25 protein-coding genes are annotated in these 21,261 nt (G+C 30.8%); 13 read left to right on the plus strand and 12 right to left on the minus strand.

What is annotated here, in order from left to right; genetic code table 11:
- Positions 1 to 77: 77 nt before the first annotated feature.
- The 7 genes from LQ688_RS07755 to LQ688_RS07785 all read left to right on the plus strand — a co-directional run bounded on the left by LQ688_RS07755 (position 78) and on the right by LQ688_RS07785 (position 5,947).
- Complete coding sequence (locus tag LQ688_RS07755; RefSeq protein ID WP_239706274.1) at positions 78 to 965, plus strand: ABC transporter substrate-binding protein; 888 nt, start codon at positions 78 to 80, stop codon at positions 963 to 965.
- Positions 943 to 1,941 carry a FecCD family ABC transporter permease gene (locus tag LQ688_RS07760; RefSeq protein ID WP_016999468.1) on the plus strand — a complete coding sequence of 333 codons (999 nt, stop codon included), beginning with the start codon at positions 943 to 945 and terminating at the stop codon, positions 1,939 to 1,941. Before LQ688_RS07755 ends, LQ688_RS07760 begins: the two co-directional genes overlap by 23 nt.
- A 132-nt stretch (positions 1,942 to 2,073) precedes the next feature.
- A complete protein-coding gene (locus LQ688_RS07765; RefSeq protein ID WP_016999469.1) occupies positions 2,074 to 2,766 on the plus strand; it encodes an HAD family hydrolase in 693 nt (230 codons plus the stop codon).
- 2 nt (positions 2,767 to 2,768) lie between these two features.
- Positions 2,769 to 3,560 (plus strand): alpha/beta fold hydrolase, encoded by a 792-nt coding sequence (locus LQ688_RS07770; RefSeq protein WP_239705322.1) that lies wholly within the window; start codon positions 2,769 to 2,771, stop codon positions 3,558 to 3,560.
- Positions 3,561 to 3,671: 111 nt separating this feature from the next.
- Positions 3,672 to 4,199 (plus strand): SA0570 family protein, encoded by a 528-nt coding sequence (locus tag LQ688_RS07775; protein ID WP_103268684.1) that lies wholly within the window; start codon positions 3,672 to 3,674, stop codon positions 4,197 to 4,199.
- A 105-nt stretch (positions 4,200 to 4,304) separates the two neighbouring features.
- On the plus strand, positions 4,305 to 5,021 hold the full coding sequence (locus LQ688_RS07780; RefSeq protein ID WP_016999472.1) for an MFS transporter: 717 nt from the start codon (positions 4,305 to 4,307) through the stop codon (positions 5,019 to 5,021).
- A gap of 140 nt (positions 5,022 to 5,161) precedes the next feature.
- Positions 5,162 to 5,947: an alpha/beta fold hydrolase gene (locus tag LQ688_RS07785; RefSeq protein WP_239705321.1), complete on the plus strand. Its 786-nt coding sequence runs from the start codon at positions 5,162 to 5,164 to the stop codon at positions 5,945 to 5,947.
- Between the two features lie 99 nt (positions 5,948 to 6,046).
- On the opposite strand, the gene sarA is transcribed toward LQ688_RS07785, so the two are convergent.
- The 11 genes from sarA to LQ688_RS07840 form a co-directional block, all read right to left on the minus strand.
- Positions 6,047 to 6,415: a global transcriptional regulator SarA gene (sarA, locus tag LQ688_RS07790; RefSeq protein ID WP_016999474.1), complete on the minus strand. Its 369-nt coding sequence runs from the start codon at positions 6,413 to 6,415 to the stop codon at positions 6,047 to 6,049.
- 370 nt (positions 6,416 to 6,785) lie between these two features.
- Entirely contained in the window at positions 6,786 to 7,904 is a 1,119-nt protein-coding gene (locus LQ688_RS07795) for a mannitol-1-phosphate 5-dehydrogenase (protein WP_016999475.1), read from the minus strand.
- Positions 7,904 to 8,338 (minus strand): PTS mannitol transporter subunit IIA, encoded by a 435-nt coding sequence (locus tag LQ688_RS07800; protein ID WP_016999476.1) that lies wholly within the window; start codon positions 8,336 to 8,338, stop codon positions 7,904 to 7,906. The genes LQ688_RS07795 and LQ688_RS07800 overlap by 1 nt, the downstream gene beginning before the upstream one ends.
- A gap of 6 nt (positions 8,339 to 8,344) precedes the next feature.
- A complete protein-coding gene (locus tag LQ688_RS07805; RefSeq protein WP_239732602.1) occupies positions 8,345 to 10,387 on the minus strand; it encodes a BglG family transcription antiterminator in 2,043 nt (680 codons plus the stop codon).
- A gap of 24 nt (positions 10,388 to 10,411) precedes the next feature.
- Complete coding sequence (locus LQ688_RS07810; RefSeq protein WP_016999478.1) at positions 10,412 to 11,926, minus strand: PTS mannitol transporter subunit IIBC; 1,515 nt, start codon at positions 11,924 to 11,926, stop codon at positions 10,412 to 10,414.
- Positions 11,927 to 12,262: 336 nt separating this feature from the next.
- On the minus strand, positions 12,263 to 13,042 hold the full coding sequence (locus tag LQ688_RS07815; RefSeq protein ID WP_016999479.1) for a transporter substrate-binding domain-containing protein: 780 nt from the start codon (positions 13,040 to 13,042) through the stop codon (positions 12,263 to 12,265).
- On the minus strand, positions 13,043 to 14,380 hold the full coding sequence (locus LQ688_RS07820) for an MmgE/PrpD family protein (protein WP_103268687.1): 1,338 nt from the start codon (positions 14,378 to 14,380) through the stop codon (positions 13,043 to 13,045). It abuts the gene before it with no gap.
- On the minus strand, positions 14,377 to 15,135 hold the full coding sequence (locus LQ688_RS07825) for an amino acid ABC transporter ATP-binding protein (protein ID WP_016999481.1): 759 nt from the start codon (positions 15,133 to 15,135) through the stop codon (positions 14,377 to 14,379). The genes LQ688_RS07820 and LQ688_RS07825 overlap by 4 nt, the downstream gene beginning before the upstream one ends.
- Before the next feature lie 11 nt (positions 15,136 to 15,146).
- A complete protein-coding gene (locus LQ688_RS07830) occupies positions 15,147 to 15,773 on the minus strand; it encodes an amino acid ABC transporter permease (protein WP_050988897.1) in 627 nt (208 codons plus the stop codon).
- Positions 15,774 to 15,807: 34 nt separating this feature from the next.
- Positions 15,808 to 16,377, minus strand: coding sequence for a GNAT family N-acetyltransferase (locus tag LQ688_RS07835; RefSeq protein ID WP_239706272.1), 570 nt, complete (start codon positions 16,375 to 16,377; stop codon positions 15,808 to 15,810).
- Positions 16,378 to 16,386: 9 nt separating this feature from the next.
- Positions 16,387 to 17,694, minus strand: a complete 1,308-nt coding sequence (locus tag LQ688_RS07840) for an LLM class flavin-dependent oxidoreductase (protein ID WP_428833002.1) — start codon at positions 17,692 to 17,694, stop codon at positions 16,387 to 16,389.
- Positions 17,695 to 18,067: 373 nt separating this feature from the next.
- Between LQ688_RS07840 and LQ688_RS07845 the strand changes: the two genes are divergently transcribed.
- The 5 genes from LQ688_RS07845 to LQ688_RS07865 all read left to right on the plus strand — a co-directional run bounded on the left by LQ688_RS07845 (position 18,068) and on the right by LQ688_RS07865 (position 20,576).
- A complete protein-coding gene (locus LQ688_RS07845; protein WP_016999485.1) occupies positions 18,068 to 18,400 on the plus strand; it encodes a YflT domain-containing protein in 333 nt (110 codons plus the stop codon).
- Positions 18,401 to 18,545: 145 nt separating this feature from the next.
- Positions 18,546 to 18,869, plus strand: a complete 324-nt coding sequence (locus tag LQ688_RS07850; RefSeq protein ID WP_103268690.1) for a hypothetical protein — start codon at positions 18,546 to 18,548, stop codon at positions 18,867 to 18,869.
- Between the two features lie 13 nt (positions 18,870 to 18,882).
- Complete coding sequence (locus LQ688_RS07855) at positions 18,883 to 19,068, plus strand: helix-turn-helix transcriptional regulator (protein ID WP_016999487.1); 186 nt, start codon at positions 18,883 to 18,885, stop codon at positions 19,066 to 19,068.
- A 21-nt stretch (positions 19,069 to 19,089) separates the two neighbouring features.
- Entirely contained in the window at positions 19,090 to 19,296 is a 207-nt protein-coding gene (locus tag LQ688_RS07860) for a hypothetical protein (RefSeq protein WP_016999488.1), read from the plus strand.
- Between the two features lie 59 nt (positions 19,297 to 19,355).
- Positions 19,356 to 20,576 (plus strand): MFS transporter, encoded by a 1,221-nt coding sequence (locus tag LQ688_RS07865; protein WP_103268691.1) that lies wholly within the window; start codon positions 19,356 to 19,358, stop codon positions 20,574 to 20,576.
- A 19-nt stretch (positions 20,577 to 20,595) separates the two neighbouring features.
- Here the strand turns inward: LQ688_RS07865 and LQ688_RS07870 are convergent, their stop codons facing one another.
- Positions 20,596 to 20,907, minus strand: a complete 312-nt coding sequence (locus tag LQ688_RS07870) for a thioredoxin family protein (RefSeq protein ID WP_239706270.1) — start codon at positions 20,905 to 20,907, stop codon at positions 20,596 to 20,598.
- A gap of 68 nt (positions 20,908 to 20,975) precedes the next feature.
- Between LQ688_RS07870 and LQ688_RS07875 the strand changes: the two genes are divergently transcribed.
- A complete protein-coding gene (locus LQ688_RS07875; RefSeq protein WP_103268692.1) occupies positions 20,976 to 21,173 on the plus strand; it encodes a DUF6440 family protein in 198 nt (65 codons plus the stop codon).
- Positions 21,174 to 21,261: the final 88 nt, after the last annotated feature.

Here is a 21,261-nt window from a genome sequence, read left to right on the forward strand (position 1 = left end):
TTGAGGTGCAGCTCAAGCTTATTTGAGTTGCGCCTTTTTGTGTATCATTTTTTAAGTAAAGATAGGAGAGAGATAAAATGAAATTATTTAGAGTTGTGTATTTATTATTTGCAGCAATAATTGTACTTTCAGGCTGTCAAAGTAATACAGATAATGAAAAAAATGAAGCAAAACAAGAATCAAAGGAGAAAGTAGAATACAAACGAATTATTTCATTAATTCCAAGTAATACAGAAATATTATATGAACTGGGTCTTGGTGATAAAGTTGTAGGGGTTTCTATAGTGGATGATTATCCTAAAGATGTGAAAGATAAAAAACAATTTGATGCATTTAAATTAGATACAGAAGCATTAATGAAAGCTAAATCAGATTTAATATTGGCACATGAATCTAATAAATCTACACAAGAAAAAGATTTGAAAAAATTAACTGATGCTGGCGTTAAAGTCGTATACATAGATGATGCTAATTCCATCAATGAAATGTACCAAACATTTAAACAAGTTGGTAAAGTTACAGGTAAAGAAAAAGAAGCTAATAAGCTTGTAGATAAAGTGAAAAACGATATCGAAAAGGTGAAAAAAGATATACCTGAAGATAAACAAGGAAAAAAAGTATTTATGGAAATTTCATCACAACCAGATATTTATACATCAGGTAAAAACACATTTTATGATGATATGTTAACTTCAATTAAAGCTAAAAATGTATTTCATGATGAAGAAGGCTGGATTAAAACAGATAAAGAAAGTATTTTGAAACGCAATCCAGACGTTATGATAACAACTAGCGGGCAAAGCGAAGAAGAATATAAAAAATTGAATAACAATAGAGACGGGTTTGATCAAGTAAATGCAGTTAAAAACGACAGCGTATACGCATTAAACGCAGATAAAATATCAAGACCAGGTCCAAGACTAGCTGAAGGATTAGAAGAGCTTGCAGACAAAATATACGACTAATCAATCTAGTCATTTTAAGTATATTTTGATTTGGTTTCTCGTTCTATTGTTATCTGTTGCAGTGTCTTTGTTTATAGGTTCTACAGGTATAACATGGAAATTTGATAATCAACTAGAATGGACGATTTTTTATAAATTAAGAGTTCCGAGAACATTACTGGCTTTAATTGCTGGTATGGGACTAGTAATGAGTGGTCATATTTATCAAACAATATTAAATAACCCATTAGCAGATAGTTTTACATTAGGTCTTGCTAGTGGCGCAACATTTGGAAGTGCACTTGCAGTATTTCTTGGTGTATCCATTTGGTTTGTGCCGTTGTTTTCAATATTTTTTAGCATGTTAACGTTAATAATCATCGTATTAGTTACGGAAACAATGGTAAAAACTTTTCATGTAGCTACGATGATTTTATCGGGTATATTTATTGGCGCATTTTTTAGTGCAGCATTATATATACTACTATTAATAAAGCCAGACAAAGTTAATAACATGGTTTCATATATGTTTGGAAGTGTTGCTTCAGCTGAGAGAATAACCGTCGAAATAACTGGAGTCGTAACTATTATATGTATTGTCTTATTATTAGGTATGAGCCATGTAATCAAGCTTATACAACTAGGTGAAGATAAAGTTATTACGCTTGGTGTTAATGTTAGATTTATATCATGGTTCTGCTTATTAATAGCTGCAGTTATGACGGCCGTTATAATAAGTTTCACAGGCATTATTGGCTTTATAGGTATGATTGTACCCCAAGTAGTAAGGAGAGTATATAGAGTGCCTATGTTCATTAAAATGATACTTAATATTTTAATAGGTGGATCGTTGTTATTAATAGCAGATACCATAGGCCGTGTCATTATAAGTCCGATACAAATTCCAGTAGGTATTGTATTGTCAATTATCGCTATACCCGTTATGATGTATCTAATGATAACGGAACAACGCAAAAAAGAAAAAGGCAACCTTTAATGTTGTAATATTTCATATAGTAAACACCAATTTGTTAGTAGTTTATCTAACAAATTGGTGTTTTTAGCTATAAAATTGTTGTTGCTTTCTGAATAGAATAGTTTAAAATATTTCTATGAAAGGGATGATGACATGGATTCATGTGACATTCAAGCAATTATCTTTGATTTAGAAGATACGCTTGTAGATCGTGAAAAGTCACGATTAAAATTTTTGGAAGAACAATTTGAAAGATTTCATGAATTGATGGTTACAGTCCAAAGACGTGATTTTGAAAAGGTATATTTAACGTTAAATCCCTACGGTTTAGAGGATATAGAATGGGTTTATCAAGAACTCGTTAAGAGATTAAACATTGAAAAAATTACTTGGAAGATGTTTTATAATGACTATAAAATGCATTATTATAGATACCACTTTCCGTTTTACGATACATTGTTTACTTTAGATAAATTGGAAAGTATGGGATATAAACTAGGTGTTATTGCAAATGGTGAAAGCGAGAAAGTTACACATGTAATCAACGCTATTGGTATAGACCCATACATCGACTATATTTCAATTTCAGAAGATGTAGGTGCGATGAAACCCGATCCTATTATTTTCGAAGATAATATGAAGCATTTAGGTGTTAAGCCAGAACAAGTATTATATGTTGGTGATTGTCCAATCAATGATATTGCTCCCGCTTATGCGATGGGGATGAAAAATGCTTGGGTTGCTAATTCGGTATTAGGAACACCTGAAGAAAATGAATTAGATTATACAATTGAAAATTTAAGTGATTTAATAGAGATATGTAAACAAATTCAAAGAGGTGAATAATCATGAATTTATTCTTAACTAAAGAGAATGTAGCAATACATTATGAAACAAAAGGAAAAGGTTTCCCGATAATCTTATTGCACGGTGTTTTTCAAGATATGGAAGTATTTGCACCTCTTATCAAAAATTTGAGTAAACAGTATCAAGTGATATCTATAGATATGAGAGGGCATGGTTTAAGCGATGCACCATTTGATAGTAGAGTTGATGATTACGTTTCAGATATCCAGCAATTACTAAATGGATTATTTATTAATCGAGCTTTTGTTATTGGTTTAGAACTAGGTTCAACTGTAGCACTAGGGCTTGCTTATAAAAGTCCAAATTTAGTAGAAGGTTTAATATTGATTAATCCTACAGATAATCATAAAACTTTCCCGGAAAACCGTATTTACGATAGACATGCAGATGAAATAAGAACAATGAATGATGAAGAAAAAGAAAAATATTTAATGAAATTTAGATACAAAAACATTAAAAAAGCTAAAAAGTTTGTAAAATCGCATATACCTTCTCATGCATTACAAACAATGGAAGAAGAAATCACAATAAAACGTTCATTCAAAGATTTTGATATTCTTGCTTTATTACATGAAATTAAAGTGAAAACACTTGTCATTTCAGGAAAGTATGATGGAAAAATCCTATATAGTGAAGGTCAAAAAATAAGCGAACTGCTACCAAATAGTGAATTTGTATTATTTGAGCAGTCTGGAGAACTACCATTTGTTGAAGAAAAAGAGAAATTTATTAGTGAAATGAATGAATTTTTAAGTGGAATTCCTCAAAATTAATCGTTTTGTTACATGATTGTAATAAAAGTAGTCAAATTGTAATGACTATGTTATAATAATCGCAGGTTGGATGCATAATCAAAAAGACAGATAAATGGAGGAGAACCTCATATGAAAAAATGTCTCTTAACTATTGCGATGTTACTTATGGTTTTACCATTTTCACCGTTTACTGAGGCACAAGCAGCAAATGATACCCACTTAGATATAAATGAGAAGAATATAGAATCATATAAAGAGGGTACTCAAGCCATTGAGAATATTAAAATTGGAGATAAAGTTTCAAAAATTAAAAACAAGTATCCTAATTTAATGTACTCATACTCTGATGACAGTAATGAAAAAGAAAACTATTATGAATTTGACACAAAAAATGGTCATATGATTATTACAGGAACAGGCAAAGGTCAGAATGAATCAGTTAAACGTATTACAATGATTTATGATCAACAGACTAATGTAGATTTAAATCAGTTAGTAGACCTTTTAGGTGAAGATACTACTAAACGTGTACAAAATAATAAATATACTGGCGGTTATGCTTACGTGAATAATGATAAAGCGCATTTCCAACTATCGAAAGCTACACCAGACAGTAAAGATTATAAAGTGTATCGTATTGATTTAGGCCAATATTAAATAGCTTGATAGCTCAATAGCTTAAACGAATCTCCCATTATTGTAATATACATATTGCATAATGGGGGATTAATTTATACAATATGAGAATAAGGTGGTGTGTTAATGCGTCCTAACAATACAGTATTACTTGAAAATGTGAATGATTATTTACAACATGTAGGTGTATTGCCTGAGCGAATAGACAAAGTTCAGCATTCATTAAAGAAAGATATGAAAAAATCAGACGAAAAAGAAGTTGATTATGCTGAATACAGACATAAATCACACGCTGAAATTCTTCAAATTATACAACGAAATTTAGCAATTGTTAGCTATAACCCTATTCTTTTTTATACATTAAATTTCTTATTATTTGCATATTTACTTGATAAGAAATTGGTTTTATTTAGTGCTGTGACAGGATTATATGTATTATATGTAATTTTTATATTAACAACATCACTAGGTGTATATTTAACAATAAAACGGAACAGTTATTTGTATCCCAATAGAAAATTGATGATTACCAATATTACTGTTTTTGGTATAGGCCTTATCCTTTGTGTATTAAAAATCTTTAATTTGAACTTAGGCATTTATGTTTTGCCGTTAGTCATTTTCCAAGCGATATTCGTAATAGGCCTTATGTTGTTAATTCTCGCGATTTTCCTACGTAAATTAGAAGTTGCTGCAATGGGATTTATTGTTTTACAAAAAACAATCTCATCTGTGACAACTAATGAAACGATAATTATGAGCGTGACTATTGCTAGTTGGGCAATTATATTGATGATTATTTTATTCTTCGTAATGAGATATTCGACAAGAAGATACGTTTAACTAAATAATATTAAAATCAGGCTGAGACATTTATTTTATGTCTCAGCCTGATTCATTTTCATTTTATTAAATTAAATATATAAAAGTGTGAAATTGTGTTAATCGGGTATATTATTACTGTAAAGTTGGGAGGATTACTTATGGGTAAACTAATAACAAGGGATGGTACTCAAATCGCTTTTGAGAAAAATGGAAACGGGACTCCATTAATTATGTTGCATGCATTGAGTATGAATTTAGCAGCATTTCATTCTACAGTCGAACAGTTAAAAAACGATTTTAAAATATATTCAATTGATTCCAGAGGACATGGAAAATCAGATAAACCAACAGAAATTTCAATACAAGAACATATCAATGACATCATTGATTTAATGGATGCTGAAGGCATTGAATCAGCATATATTGTAGGTCACGATATGGGTGGTGTAATCGCTCAAGAATTGACGATACAACAACCCAAACGTGTTAAGAAACTTATCTTAATATCATCTATTTCTAATAAAGGAAAACAGCCTCTCATTAAATTAATTGCAAAACATAGAGATAAAGTTGCCGGCTTTAGTAAAGAAGAAGCAATGTTAATTTTGTTTAATGAAATTTTTTATAACACTGATACAACGTTCAAATGGTACCAAGAAGTGAGAAAATATTATCGAATGACAGAAGAACAAGATGCTATATCAGTGCGAACAATTAATGGTATTAATATTGAGTCAGATGATATTAAAGTCCCAACACTTATAATAAAAGGGAAACATGATCCATTCTTAGATGAAGATGAAACAAATCATATTAAAAATGCACATACAGAACTCTTTGAAAATTCAGGACATGCACCTTTTATCGAAGAAAGTGAAAAATTTAAAAAAGTAGTTACTAAATTTTTAAAACAATGCACTTCTATGAAACAATCAATATCATAAGTATTATGTCTTAATAAATTTATACAATAAAAAGGTACACCAAATAATTTTGGTGTACCTTTTTATTTGTATCAAGAATATTTAATGCTTGATGCAAAATTAATCATTTATATCAGTATTAGCTATTTCTTTATCGATTTTTGCGATGACGTCAGCTATAGATTTGCGTTGTTTTTTATTAACTAAAATTAATACAGTACGTTCGTCATATTCATTTCTTCTCTTAGTGAAATAGTCTTGTTGTGATAAGTTTTTTACAGCTTTAACAATTTGCGGTTGTTTATAGTTGAGTTTATTAATGATTTTCTTTAAATGATATTCTTCTTCATCCGTGTCATTAATGTAAGTAAGTACAGCAAACTCTTCGAAGCTTAGTGAAAAATCTTTTTTAATGATTGACTTTAATTTGTCCACATACGTTACAAGCGATAATAAATCCGAACAATTTTCTATTTTAGAAATTGCCATTTTGAATCCCCCTAGATAATGGTTTTTTAAATTTTGAAGAAACACAAAGTAATACAACCCCTTGTATCATTCAATAAAAAGCTTTTTGTATTTCAAAACTATGATTTTAGTTAATCAATTATTTTCTTATTTTAGCTCAAATATAGCTATATGTAAACTAATAAGAGTAGGATTTAATTAAATATTAATACAAATAATATAAATGTCACAAACGAAAGTCACACATAATATAATGTTAAGAAATTTAAGTGTGCAAAAAATATTAATTCTTCTAATAAAATAAATAAAACATAACGAAATGATGAGATATTAATTGTATTATTTATAGAATGAAAAGAAAAAGCCGTATATTTATACGGCTTTTCAAAAACTACTTTTCAATTTCTGTGTATTGTATGATGACTTCTTCAATTGTTTCAGCATCTAACTCTGCATATTTTTGTAAGAATTCTGCCACACTATGTTCTTTGATATAAGTGTCTTTTTCGACAGTTTCTTTGTCATTTACATCTTTGTATTCTAGTAAATAACAAACAGCTTTAACAAGTTCAGAATGCTTTTTATTTCTTTTTGCTAATTCGATTAAAGGTTTAACGATTCGATCATTTGGTCCAACTTTACGTAGTACACCTCTACCAACTCTTGTAACATCATCTGATAGGTAAGGATTATTAAAGCGACCAATTATTTTTTCAACATAATAAGCTTGATCTTCTTTAGTGAATTCATCAAATGTTGATATGAGGTACTCACTTGTTTCGTTAAGTACTTCATGTAAACCGGCTTTAATTTCTTTATCTTGAATGGCTTCAAGAATTGTATTGTAACCTTTGTATTGTCCATAATACGCTAAGTAAGCATGACCAGTGTTTACTGTCATTAATTTTCTTTCGATATATGGCGTTAAATCATCAACGTAATGTACATCTTCTAATTGTGTTCCTTGCCATTTTGACGCTTCGACAACCCATTCAAAGAATGGTTCCACTAATACGTCTAATGAACCTTCTTTTTGACCTTGAGGAACAATACGGTCGACTGCTGAATTTGGGAATGAAATATCTTCTGATAGTGGACCAGTTATATTTAATATTGCTTCTTTCAACTGATCTGTAGCCATGATTGCATTCTCACAAGCAACGATATTAAGTTTTTTACCAGGTTCGCGTTCTGTTAAAAAGTTTGCAAAAGATTTAGCAATGATAGGTAAAATATTTACACCTACAGCTGTTGTAATAACATCTGCTTCAAGGATTGCTGCTTTTAAATCTTCTGTATTTGAAATGCTATTAATACCTTTGACGCCTGAAACAGGTTCTTTAGTATTTTCTTCATTAGCTATAATGACGTTATAAGCTTGTTCTTCGTTAATTTGATTGATAACATCCGCGTTTACGTCTACGAAAGTAACTTCGTAACCATTATCACTTAAAACTTTGCCAATGAAACCACGGCCGATATTACCGGCTCCAAAATGAATGGCTTTCATTAAAGCTCAACCTCCTCAAAGACTGCAAGAATTTCTTCTTTTGTTTGAGCATTTATAACTTTTTCAACGTTTTCTTCTTCACTAAATGTAATTGCGATTTGTGAAAGGATGTCTAAATGTTCGCCATCTTTACCAGCAATGCCTACAATAACTTTAGCTTCGTTACCGTCCCAATCAACGCCTTCTGGGATGTGTAGTAAAACTAACCCTGATTTTAATACTTCGTTTTTAGCTTCGTCTGTGCCATGTGGAATAGCTAAGAAATTACCCATATAAGTTGTTACAATTTGTTCACGTTCTTTCATAGCAGTGATGTATTTCTCTGTTACTGCTCCATCTTCTACTAATACTTGTCCTGCTTTTTCGATTGCTTCTTCTTGTGAATTTACTGATAAGTTCATAATAATGTTTTCTGGATTAAATAATTGTGTCATGATAAGTCACTCCGTTTTCGTTAATTTTTGTTTTAGTTTATTTAAGAAAAATGATTTAAGTGTATTTTCTATTAATACACGATCGTTTAATAGATGATTAATGTCATCTAAATGTTCTGTAATTAAAGATGATACTTCGCTCATTAGTTGTCCTTGTTCTGAATTAGCCGGTATAAACATTGAAACTAACCAATTAACCTCTTGCTCTTTATTTTCTATCGTCTTTAAGCTTAATGGTTTTATTAATTCTGTAATAATGAGCTGAGGTTTCTTTATTGATTCGTCTGATAGGTGAGGTATTGCTACTGGATACCCTGTAAGTGCAAATCCTTGTAACGCTGCTCTTTGTTCAAACTTTTCAATAAAATCATTACTATTTTCAAGGACGTGGTGTTTTGTCAGTGTTTGTACTAGATATCGAGTAAGATTGGTTACTTTTCTTTGTTCGAAAATCATGTTTTGAATCAAAGTTAAACTATCTTCTATAAAGTTGACTGTTTGATCATAATCTTTATGTGATAGCTGAGACTTTTCACCTACATCATCTTTTAATGCGTAATGTATATTTTGTTGTAAATCTAGGAAGTATTTAACACTTTCGGCATCTTGTTCAGGTAATAATGGATTAACTGTAATATGTGGATATTTCGTATCTAAAGAAACTGTTGAAATCATACCGTCATATTTAGAGTAATCAATAGATTTTAAATCACTTACTGAAACTTCTGTTGTCTCTGCTATTTCAGAAAAATGTTGTTTCAATCGATTAGATAAGATTCTACTTGTACCTATACCACTACTACAGACGACTAACACATGAAGTGAAGGACTTTGTTTTTCATTGAGCATGCCACCAAAGTGTAATGCAATATAAGCAATTTCACTTTTAGGAAAATGATAATCACTGAGTACAATCTTTAAACCTGACGAAACAGCTTCAAAAAGTTCTTTATCATAAGTTTCAATCATTTCGGTAAGCGGATTGTAGGTTTCAATGTTTGCTTCAAGTCTATTAATAGCTGGTTCTAAATGTAAATTTAAACCATTGAATAAAGACGTTTCATCTTTAAAAGAGAAACCGCGTGATTTTACAAAATCAATTAATCTAGTTACATGTTGTTCGTGAATCTCGCTATTTTCATAAGTTGTTTCATGACGTCTTCTTGCGCCTCTTAAATGCATCGTAATAAAAGCAATTTCTGAACTGTTAAAAGTCACATCGTAAATGTCACTTAATACATTAGTTAAGCGAGTTGAAACTTTGAACTCTTCAGTTGAAATCAATTCGTTTAAAATATCGTTTTCAATTTCAACATGACCATCTTGTTTAATGCGTTCTATAGATAAAACGATATGGATAGTTAATGTTAAATAACTAGCTTCCGTTAACGTATAGGGTAGAACACCGAGTTCGTCCATTAGGAGTCTCTCAACGTTAAACAATCTATCTATATCTACGATGCCTTGTAAATGCGTTTCGTTTAAAGAGTGATAGACGAAGTGGTCTTCAACAACAGAATATACACTATCACTATCTAATTTTTCTAACATGATACGAGCTAAGAGTTGTCGCTTGTTAACTTCTTCACCAATTAACAATAAACCTTCGCCACGTTTTCTTTCTATAGATAAATCAAAAAGTGTTAATTCAGGTTCTAACTGTTCTAAAATTTTATTTAAAGTTCGTGTGGATGCACCAATTTCATTAGCCAAACTATAAAGTTTAACTGGATCTTTAGACTGTATTAAATTGTATAGAATAATTACTTTTCTTTCTTCATCTGACAAATCGATTGTATCTTGCTCATTTAGTGCTTGCATAAATTGATCTATATCATCGGGGTCGCCCTCAATGCGTAAACCTAATTTAGGCACTCTAGATAAAGATAAATGATAATTTTCTAAAGTCTTTTCTACTCTTTTCATTTCTCTATGAACAGTTCTTGAAGAAATACCTAGAGTTTGGGCAATGTCATGAATCGTTAAAAAAGAGTGAAGGCGTTCAGATAGTAACTTGAGAACACTTTTTTCCCGATTACTTATCATCATTAACCTTCACTCCTTTGTTTAAAATTATTTTTTTAATTCATTGATAAGTTCTTCATATCTTGGAGAATTCAAGAAATTATCTACTGAAATATGAATTGCTTTAGGATTTTTCTTAATCGCTCTATCTGTTAGCGTTTTTTGAGTAATAACAACATCTGCGTCGTCAGGTAATTGGTTGATTGCAGTATTTGTAACTTCAATATCTGATAGGTCAGCTTTTTTGAATTTATTTCTTAACATACCTGCACCCATTGCACTTGAGCCCATACCAGCATCACAAGCGAATATCACTTTTTGAACGTTAGAGAAATCGTGAGCATCTATGTTTTCAGTATCGTATTTATCTAATAATTCTTCAGATTCATCTTTTTCTTCTTCATTTTCAGAAGTTGCTTCAGCTTCTGTTCCTGTGTTATCAGCTGTTAAAGCACTGCTTACTGAAGATTTTTTCCCTTTGCGAGCTTCCATATCTGCAGTTGCAGATTCTAAGTCGCCTTCAGGGTCTTTAGTGAATTTCAAGATAATCGATGCGACGATAAATGAAACGAGTGTAGCAAGAAATATGCCTAGTAACATGACTAAATAACTTCCTTTAGGTGTGATTGCGAAGTATGCAATTATAGAACCTGGAGAGGCAGGTCCTGTCGTACCAAAGCCGAACATACTAAATGTTGCAACACCTGTCATACCACCAAGTACAGCAGCTACTAATAATAAAGGACGCATTAATACGTATGGGAAGTAAATTTCGTGAATACCACCTAAGAAGTGGATAATACCAGCACCATATGAAGTTGCTTTAGCTGTTCCTTTACCGAATACCATGTAAGCAAGTAATATACCAAAACCTGGACCAGGGTTAGATTCTAAAGTATACAAAATAGATTTACCAGCTGCTGAAACTTGTTCAGAAGCTAACGGTGTTAACACACCATGGTTAATCGCATTATTTAAGAATACTGTCTTGGCAGGTTCGATGATGATACTTACTAAAGGTAGTAAGTGATGAGATACTAAGAAATCAACGCCCATACCAAGTAATTTCATTAAACCTTCAACTAATGGCGCTAATCCTTTGAAACCGACAATTGCCATTAAGAATGCTAGAATACCAGCTGAGAAGTTGTTAAATAACATTTCAAAGCCTTGAGGTGTTCTTGGTACTAAGAAATCATCAACTTTCTTCATTAACCAACCAAGAAGCGGTCCCATAATCATTGCGCCAATTAACATTGGTGTGTCTGGGAATGCAGCAATAACACCCATTGTAGCAGTGGCACCAACGACACCACCACGTAAACCGTGTACTAAACGACCACCACTAAATGCTATAAGTAATGGTATTAAATATTTGATCATTGGATCTACCATAGTTGCAAGTTCTTCGTTAGGTAACCAACCATCTTCAATAAATAGTGCAGTTATAAGCCCCCAAGCAATAAAAGCACCAATATTAGGCATAATCATACTACTTAAAAATGAACCAAAGGCTTGGACTTTCGGACCTATACCCTTTTTCTTTTCAGTTTGTTCTGCCATGTAAAACACACCTTCCTTTACGTAAAAGTATTTGTACCTTTATCTTACGGAGAAGCGAGTCTATATACAATGAATACTAAATGTAACTTTGTCACATCAACTCTGCCATGTATGACAAAGCAGAGCAAAATAAAAGTACAGATGTGAAAATAAAACTTTTGTATAATTATACCCTTATATAGGTGTGATTACTAATAAAAGCCTTGGAGATGAATTTACGGTTCGATAAAAAGGAATTATCGAACCGCAAATGCGAAATACAGGTCGATAAAAATAAATTATCGAACCGCAAATACAAAATACAGGCCGATAATTTTATCGGCCTGTATTTAATTATTATTTTTTAGTTGTTGTATCTGTGCCAAAATATTTATCAGATAAATCGGCTAGTGTACCGTCTTCTTTGAGCTTTTTAAGTTCTTTATTTAGTTCATCGCGCAAGTCTTTATTTTCTTTTGTGAATGGGAAACTTGTGCCAACAACATTAAATGGTTTACCTACGAACTTAATATCTTTTCCACGTTTGTTTTTGTCTGCAGACAATACTGAGTCTGAGTTTACGTAACCGTCTATTCTTCTATTCTCTAAGTCGAGTAGGGCGCCTTCACGATTTTCATATGTTTTTGTTTTGATGCCATATTTATTTTCTTTATTAAAGTTTTCAAGTGCTTCTGTGTGATTTGATCCTAATATACCTGATACTGTTTTTCCTTTTAAGTCTTCATAGTTATTAATATCTTTATTTTTAGATGAAGTCACAATTTGACTGCCGATATATGAATACGGATCAGAGAATAAATATTTTTCTTTGCGCTCATCAGTAGTTGCAACAGCATTAGCAACTGTATCTACTCTTCCTGATTCCAATTGACCCATAATGCCTGAAAAATCAGCTTTTACCCATTTAACTTTATATCCTGCTTCATGTGCAACTTTTTCGAAAGCTTCTATATCATAACCTACTAATTTACCGTCTTTTTCATAAGAATTTGGGTAACTTTGTCCTGTTGTACCTGCAACAATGGTACCTTTATCTTTACCGGATTTACTTGAATCATTTGAACAACCGGCTAGTATAATTAAACCAATGATTAATAAAGTGAATATTTTTTTCATTCAGCAAACTCCTTTGTGTATAAATTGGTGTAAAGCGTCAGTGTTTATAATTTGGTAAAACTGTTTGATATTCTCCCAATGTATGGGAGAAGAATGTTTTAACTTATTTAAATGTTCTTCTGGAGCTAATGGGTTATATGGACTGCCCTTAGGTGTATCTATTCTTTTCTTATAAATAGTCCCATCATTCATTTTGATTTTTACAATTGTAAATCGATTTTTGGGTAATGCAAATTTATTGGGAACAATTGTGTCATCATACAGTCTATGTACCTTAGCCATTAATTCATGTATTTCTGACTGAATAGGATTGTTTAAGAATTGTTCAGGGTTTAAATGCTTGCCTAATAGTAATAAGGAGGACACATATTCTGCACTAAAAGCTCCTTCTTGACCAGTTGTTGGATGAGTGTATTTAAGTGCTGCATCTCCATTTGAAGGGAAAATAATATCAATTGTTTCAATTTTATCTATAGGAATGACATTAGTTGCTTTAATACTATTAATAGCATCGATCAAATGATAATTAGCAGAGCAACATGGATAGAGTTTAAACCATAAACCAGGATTTGTTATTGACCATTTTTTTCCGAATTTTTCTATTAGTGTTTCAGGCATGTGTTGTGAATTTCCAAAAGTATCGTAAAAATCATCTAGCATATTTTGGTTACCTTTTAAAATTTGTTTCTGTGCCACTCTTGTTGACCAGTAGGCTTTTTGTGCAGCTAGTCCAATATGTAATGCTTTAATATCTGAACCGAATTGCCCACGTAACCCACTAGCTTGAGTAACAGCTATACCGATTGCATTTGCAAAATCATTAGTATCCAAGTTTAGATAATAACTACAAGCTACAGTAGCACTTATTAAACCAATTGTAGAACTAGCATGCCAACCATTTTCATAATGCTCAGAACCTATTGTTTCTCCTATTTGTGTCGCCATTTCAACACCTATAATATAACTATCGATAAAATGATTAAAAGTTTGGTTATTGTGTTCTGATATTGATAGTAAGCTAGGTAAAATAATTGCGCTAGGGTGCCCCCTCATACTTGAATGTACATCATCAAAATCTAGAATATGTGCAATAAATCCATTTATTAGCGCTGCATTAGAAGAGGTTACTTCACCTTCGTAGCCTATGATTGAGGATTTCCCTTTACCATCTTCATTAATAGCAAATTGTATAAGTGAGTGAACTGCTTCTTTATTTTGTGCAGCAAAACAAGTCGAAATAAAATCTAGAATGCCTGTTAATCCATTATCGCGATCTTTGGGCGTAATATATTGAGAACGATTGTATATCGTATTGATGAGTTGTTTAGTCTTTGTCATTGAATAACCTCTTCATCATTAAGAGTATCTACTTTTTTAATGAAAGACTGGGTACGATTGTGAGAAGATGGGTCGAAAATTTCTTCTGTCGTACCACTTTCAACTATTTCGCCATCTTCCATAAACACTATTTTATCGGCAACATCTTTAGCAAATGACATTTCATGAGTGACGAGTATCATTGTTTTCTTCATAGATGCAACGTCTTTTATAATTTTTAATACGCCTGATACTAGCTCTGGATCTAACGCTGAAGTGGGTTCATCGAATAATAATAATTGTGGATTCATAGCCAGTGCACGAGCAATACCTACACGTTGTTGTTGGCCCCCTGATAATGTGGCAGGATATTTATCTTTGAATTTTAATAAACCAACTTGTTCTAAGTATTTTTCTCCAATTTGAATTGCTTCTGGTTTAGATATTTTTTGAGTGGTAACCAATCCTTGTGTAACATTTTCTAATACTGATTTATTTTTGAATAGGTTATAATGCTGAAACACCATTGTTGATTTTTGAATGAGTTGTTGTATTTGTTTTTTCTTATAACTTTCAGCATTTATTGAAACATCGTCAATTGATATAGTACCTGCATCTGGTGTTTCTAACCAATTAAGACATCGTAATAAAGTTGACTTTCCTGATCCAGAAGGTCCGATAATTGCCAAAACTTCCCCTTTGTTTAACTCAATATCTATACCTTTTAAAACAGTTGTTTTGTTGAAAGATTTCTTGATTCCTTCGATTTTAATCATAGAACCTTCACCTAACTTTCATATGGTTTGTTTAATTTTTTCTCTAATAGACTTTGTAGATACGTATATATAATAGTAATCAACCAATAAACAATAGCAACCGCTAAGAATGTTTCTAAATATTTATACGAAGCGGACGATAATAATTTACTTTTCGCAAAAATTTCAGTTACTCCTAGTGTAAATACGAGTGATGTTTCTTTAATTAAGCCAATAAAAATGTTACCTGATGCTGGTATAGCGTTTCGTGTAGCTTGAGGTAATACAATTTTTATATAAGTTTGTGTTTTACTAAGGCCAATTGAATGAGCGGCTTCGAATTGTCCTTTATCAACTGAAGTAATTGCAGCTCTAAAGATTTCAGCTAAATAAGCAGCATTTTTAATACTAAGGCCAATTATTGCGGCAGTTAAAGCATCAATTACACGCATCCCGGGTATAAGTTGTGGTAATCCATAATAAATTAAAAATAGTTGTACTAAACTTGGTATAGATCTAAAGAATGATATATACACAATGGCTATTTCTTTCAATACAGGAATTTTTGCGCGTAATATTAGCGCAATGATTAAACCGCCAATTATAGATAGAATTAATGAAACAATAGCTAACATTAAAGTTATAGGTAAGTAAGGCATAAGCTTTGGAAATGTTTCAAAAAAATATATTGGGTCAAAGTTCAATTGTTTCACCTTCTTCAAATTTGACTTGAGTAAACTTTTTCTTTAATTCTTGTTCACCTTTGAATTTCTGTTTATTTAATATTTTTATAAAATATTGTGTAATGTGCCCTTTTTTTAAATCCTGTTTCCCGAATTTTTGATAACCTTTATTTAAATACATATTACTTAGCCAAGGATGGTTAGAAGCTGTACCTAAAGTTACAGCAGGTGAGTTTAATTCGTTGAGTAAAATGTTTTGTTCTACATATGTTAATAATTTTGAGCCAAAATGTTTGTTTTTATATTTAGGTGAAGTAGCAAACCACCAAATGTGTGGAAAGTAATAAGGTCCAGGATTATTACTCCATGGCATGCGTAATGAAATCGTACTCACTATTTCATTGTTTATTTCTAATACATAACATAAGTTTTCTTCTAAATTTTTAGTTATAAATTCTATTGTCGGATTTGCAGATTGAAAATTAATACCTAAAGTGCGTATAGGTTCATATGCAAGAAACATAAGTTCTTTTAATGCCTTAGTATCTTTTTTGTTTGCTCTTCTAATAGTTTGTTCCATATTGCACCTCTATTCATTATTCAATCCCAGTTTTTCTCTTAAAGTTCCCTTGTTATAAGATGTTTTGTATAATCCTCTTTTTTGCAAAATTGGTATAACTTTTTCAATAAATAACTCAAATTGAGAGGGTAATATAGGAGGCATAATATTGAAACCATCTGCTCCAGATGAGTTAAACCATTTCTCCATCTTATCGGCTAGTTGATTAGGTGTTCCCACAAATATATGGTGACCTCTAGAACCAGCAACTTTTTTATAAACTTCTTCTAGCGTTAAGTCTTTAGCAATTGCTTCTTTATGAATGACTTCAAAACGACTTTGTACACCATCACCAACTGTTAAATCTAATTCACTAAATTTTTTGTCTAACGGGTATTGAGATAAATCAATATTCCCTACATAAGGTGATAATATATTTAATCCTACGTGAGGCAAAATTAAGTCTTGAATTTCTTGATAATTTTGTTCAGCTTCTTCGACTGTTTCACCTAAAATCGGGAACAAACCAGGCATGATAAAAATGTCATTTGGATTTCTGTTTTCATTAATCGCTTTATTTTTCAACTTTTGGTAAAAGTCTTTTGCATCGGTTAATTGGCTTTGTGCAGTGAATATAACATCAGCTACTTTTGCTGCTAAATCAGTTCCAGTAGGTGATGATCCTGCCTGAATTAATAATGGTCTTCCTTGAGGTGAACGTTCAATATTTAATGGTCCTCTTACTTTAAAATGTTTACCTACATAGTTAATAGTGTGCAGTTTTTTACCATCAATAAATTCTCCTGTTTCTTTATTTCTAATAAGTGTATCTTTTTCCCATGAATTCCAAAGTTTATTTGTTACATCAACAAATTCGTTGGCACGTTCATATCGTAATTCATGCTCCATTAACTTAGTTCCATTGAAATTTTCTGCGGTAGATGGAATGGAAGAAGTGACGATATTCCATGCTGCTCTCCCATTACTTATGTGATCTAAAGAACTAAATTGACGTGCGATATGAAAAGGTTCGCTATATGTAGTAGAAGCTGTAGCAGCTAATCCTATATTAGTGGTATGTGTTGATAATACTGATAATAAAGTTAGAGGTTCAAAGCGACTCAAGATATTTGGATGTGAACTCTCAGAGACAAATAAGCTATCAGCAAGAAAAACTAAATCAAATAAGCCTTTCTCTGCTAGTTGAGTCGTACGAATTAAATGATTTAAATCCATAGGTCCTTGTTCATTAACATTTTCGTGGCGCCAACTTGCCACATGATGACCATACCCCGCTAAAAAAAGTCCAAGTTTGATGTGTGTATTCTTAGTCATAATATCCTCCTAAACATTCTAATCCGATAGTTTTAATATGCATTAAAGATTACCACTTTAAATAAGCTAGTGTCAACGCAATTCTGATAAGTATATTCGGGATTAAAAGGTGGAAAAATAGAGTAGTATTATAAGAATAATTAAAATATTAAATTAACCTTATCAAATAAAGATTTTTTTAGTAAAAAGATGAATAGATACAATGTCGAAATTTAATAAGAATAAATAAAGTTATAAAATATATACAAGAAGTTTTATTTACTTTTGAATTTTAACAACAAAAAATCGTTGAATAGGAAATATATGCCAAAATGATGTTTGAACAATTCTTCAGTGGGAATACTAATAATATAATATAGAAATGGATGCTTTATTCATGACAGTAGTAAAAACTTATAATAATGACGAAGCGTTACAGAACGACATTAACAAACTAAAAGATGTGAATATTGATCCGTCAAATGTTTTTGTATTATCACACGATGATGATCGTACGGCACGTATTGTAGAACACACAGATTATTCTGGTATTGACTACAATAACAAAGACTTAGGTCAAAAATTCGACAAGCAAGGTGACGAATTAAGAGCTAAATTACAAGAGCTTGGATTATCAAAAGAACAAGCGGAAGAAAACGAAGAAAAAATGGACGAAGGTAAAGTATTTCTAATTGTCAAAGATGACAAAGCAAAAGAAGTATTAGGATAATTAGCAAAACCTCTCATATAGCAAAAGCCTATCTCAATTTGAGATAGGCTTTTTTAAATTATAAATGTCAAAAGTATTTGACATTTATCTCTGAAATGTTATCATAAAAATGTAAAATACTTTTGACATTAAGGAGTAGTAATTTATGAATGTACTGAAGTGGATAGCTTTTATTATTATCACATTTGTGATGTGGCAATTTTATTTTAAATTTATTACGATTGATACTAAAGAATTTAGTAGAGAAAAAAGATTAGACGAACGAGCACTAAGAATGAGATTAGAAGTATTATCAAGAACATTTGGATTCATGTTTCTTATCATTATGTCCTACATTGCCTTAAAAATATCAGGGCTTAAAGGTGATGGTAATAATGTATTTACGGAAAATCTTGAAATAGTATTTTTAGTTGTATTACTTGTTAACTATTGTATAAATGTAATAATGGTAAATAAAAAGTACAATTGAAAGCGGGAAAATAATGAAAAATAGAATTAGGGAATATCGTAAAAAATTAGGGATTTCACAGGATACATTAAGTAAAAATGTAAAAGTAACAAGACAAACAATAAATGCGATAGAAAACGATAAATACGATCCTACATTAGCTTTGGCATTCAAATTGGCTAAAGAATTTAATGTAACAGTAGATGAATTGTTTTCATAAATAGCTTTAGGAGGAATCAAATTGAAAAAGCAAGACGAAATGGAGAAACAGCATTTTTATATCGCTTCAAAATGGACAACAGCATATTTTTTAATTGTGCTAGTGATATACAATTTATATACAAAATTCACAACAGGGGAATTTGATGTCGTGTGGCTAATTCTATTAATAGGGCTTATTTTATTCACAAGTATTCTAACTTTTTATAAATATAAAACGAAGATATAATATAGCACCTTTAGTGTATTATGTGTATAATGTATAAAAACTTAAAGTGGTGATTTTTCTTGAAGAAAAACTTCTTATTCATAATTTTATTTACTTTTTTCAGTATTATAGGAAGTAAATTATTTACTTTCGCTTTATCTTTTCACGTCTTAAATATTACTGGAAGTGTTCAAAGTTTCTCGAATATCATCATTATTTATTCTGTTGTTTTTATATTGGGTAGTACACTTATGGGTTATTACATAGATAAAATTAATAAAAAACTTTTTATTATATCAATGCAGTGTATTTCAGTAATCTCAATTATTGGAATATATATAATTCCTAATAGTCTTAATCAACTTATATACATATATATCATTGTTACCATACTTACAATCACAGATATAGCGGTAACTTTGGCTTTTAATAGTGGACTTCTAACTTTAGTAAGTGAAGAATATTTGGATAAGACCGTTTCGTATAGAAATGTCATACAAAATATTATACAAATTGGCGCACCAGTATTAGGCGGTATTATTTATGCATATTTTGATATAAAAACTTTTACGATTATTATGCTGATAACTGAATTAATTTCTTTATTGTTCGTATTATTTATTAGCTTTAATAAACTAAATGTTGAAAATGAAATAGAAGAAATGAAAGATACATTTTTTAATAGTTATAAGACAGTTTTTAATTTTTTAAAGATGAAAAAAGATTTATTTATAATTATTTTATCAGGGGCTATTATTAATTTTATGTTTGGGTTTATAACAGTTGGCATACCCGGGAGTTTTGTTACATTATTTAATATGAATTCTAAACAACTAGGGTTAATTGAGACTGCTATGCCAATAGCAGGAATTATATTTGGAGTTGTGTATCCTCGAATTAAAAATAAAGGATCATTAATATTTAATATGCAATGCGCAATGATAATACTAGCTTTAGGTCTTCTTATATTATGTACGCCTTTAACAATAGGTTTAACTAGCCAGTTTGTAGTCATTATTTATTTTGTAAGCATGTTTATTATGGGTATAGGAATCATATTGAGTAATATCCCAATCAATATTTATGTTCAAAAAAATGTACCCGAAAATATTAAAGGAAAATATCTTGCTTTGCATCAAACAATGTCTCAAATTATGATGCCTGCAGGAATTTTAATATCGGGTATATTATTTGATATTCATAATTATTTTTATTTAATATCATTCTTGCTTACGACGTTATTAAGCATAGCAATAGCTTTTTCATACCAATATTTAAAAAGATATGATGGTGCAGTTTAGAACACTAAAAACTTATGTTTTATCCTACTACTTGTTCTATGCGATAACGTAGTTCATTAAAGTCTAAAATACGTGCTTGTCTATGAACTTCTTTTTCGTTATAAAAAAGCATAACAACAGGAGACGTGAACAAATTCAATTGTCCTACTGCTTCTGGTACGTCATTTGCCACAATTTCATAAGCGGGTATATTATATTCATTTACTATATCTTGAACGATAGGGTGGTCTGCTTTACATACAGAGCAGTTTTCACTTGATACATAAATTAATACAAAATCATTCGAATGAATGATAGTGTTGAATTCATCGAAATTATGAATGATTTCCATATTATCACCTTCTGATTTGATTATAATAACAAGTATTGTAACATGATATATGATAAGGAGTGGAAAATATGTTTGGTAAAACAAATAATCCCAAAAAGGATAAAAGATTTTACATAAAATCTAATGAAAATTTAGGTACGTTAGGTAAAGTAATTGTGTTAGTTGACAGTGAAACAGGCGTGAATTATTTACAGTTTGCTAACGCAGGAAACTCAATTACACCATTGTTAGATGAAAACAGAAAAGTGATCGTTGATAAAGTTTAAAATATATCATAAATTGGCACCTTTATATTGGCTATATTGAAACTATAACAGGTCTCATATATGAAGAAAGGAGATCAAATATGTTTAT

Source organism: Mammaliicoccus sp. J-M40 (assembly GCF_022386395.1).
GTDB lineage: Bacteria > Bacillota > Bacilli > Staphylococcales > Staphylococcaceae > Mammaliicoccus > Mammaliicoccus lentus.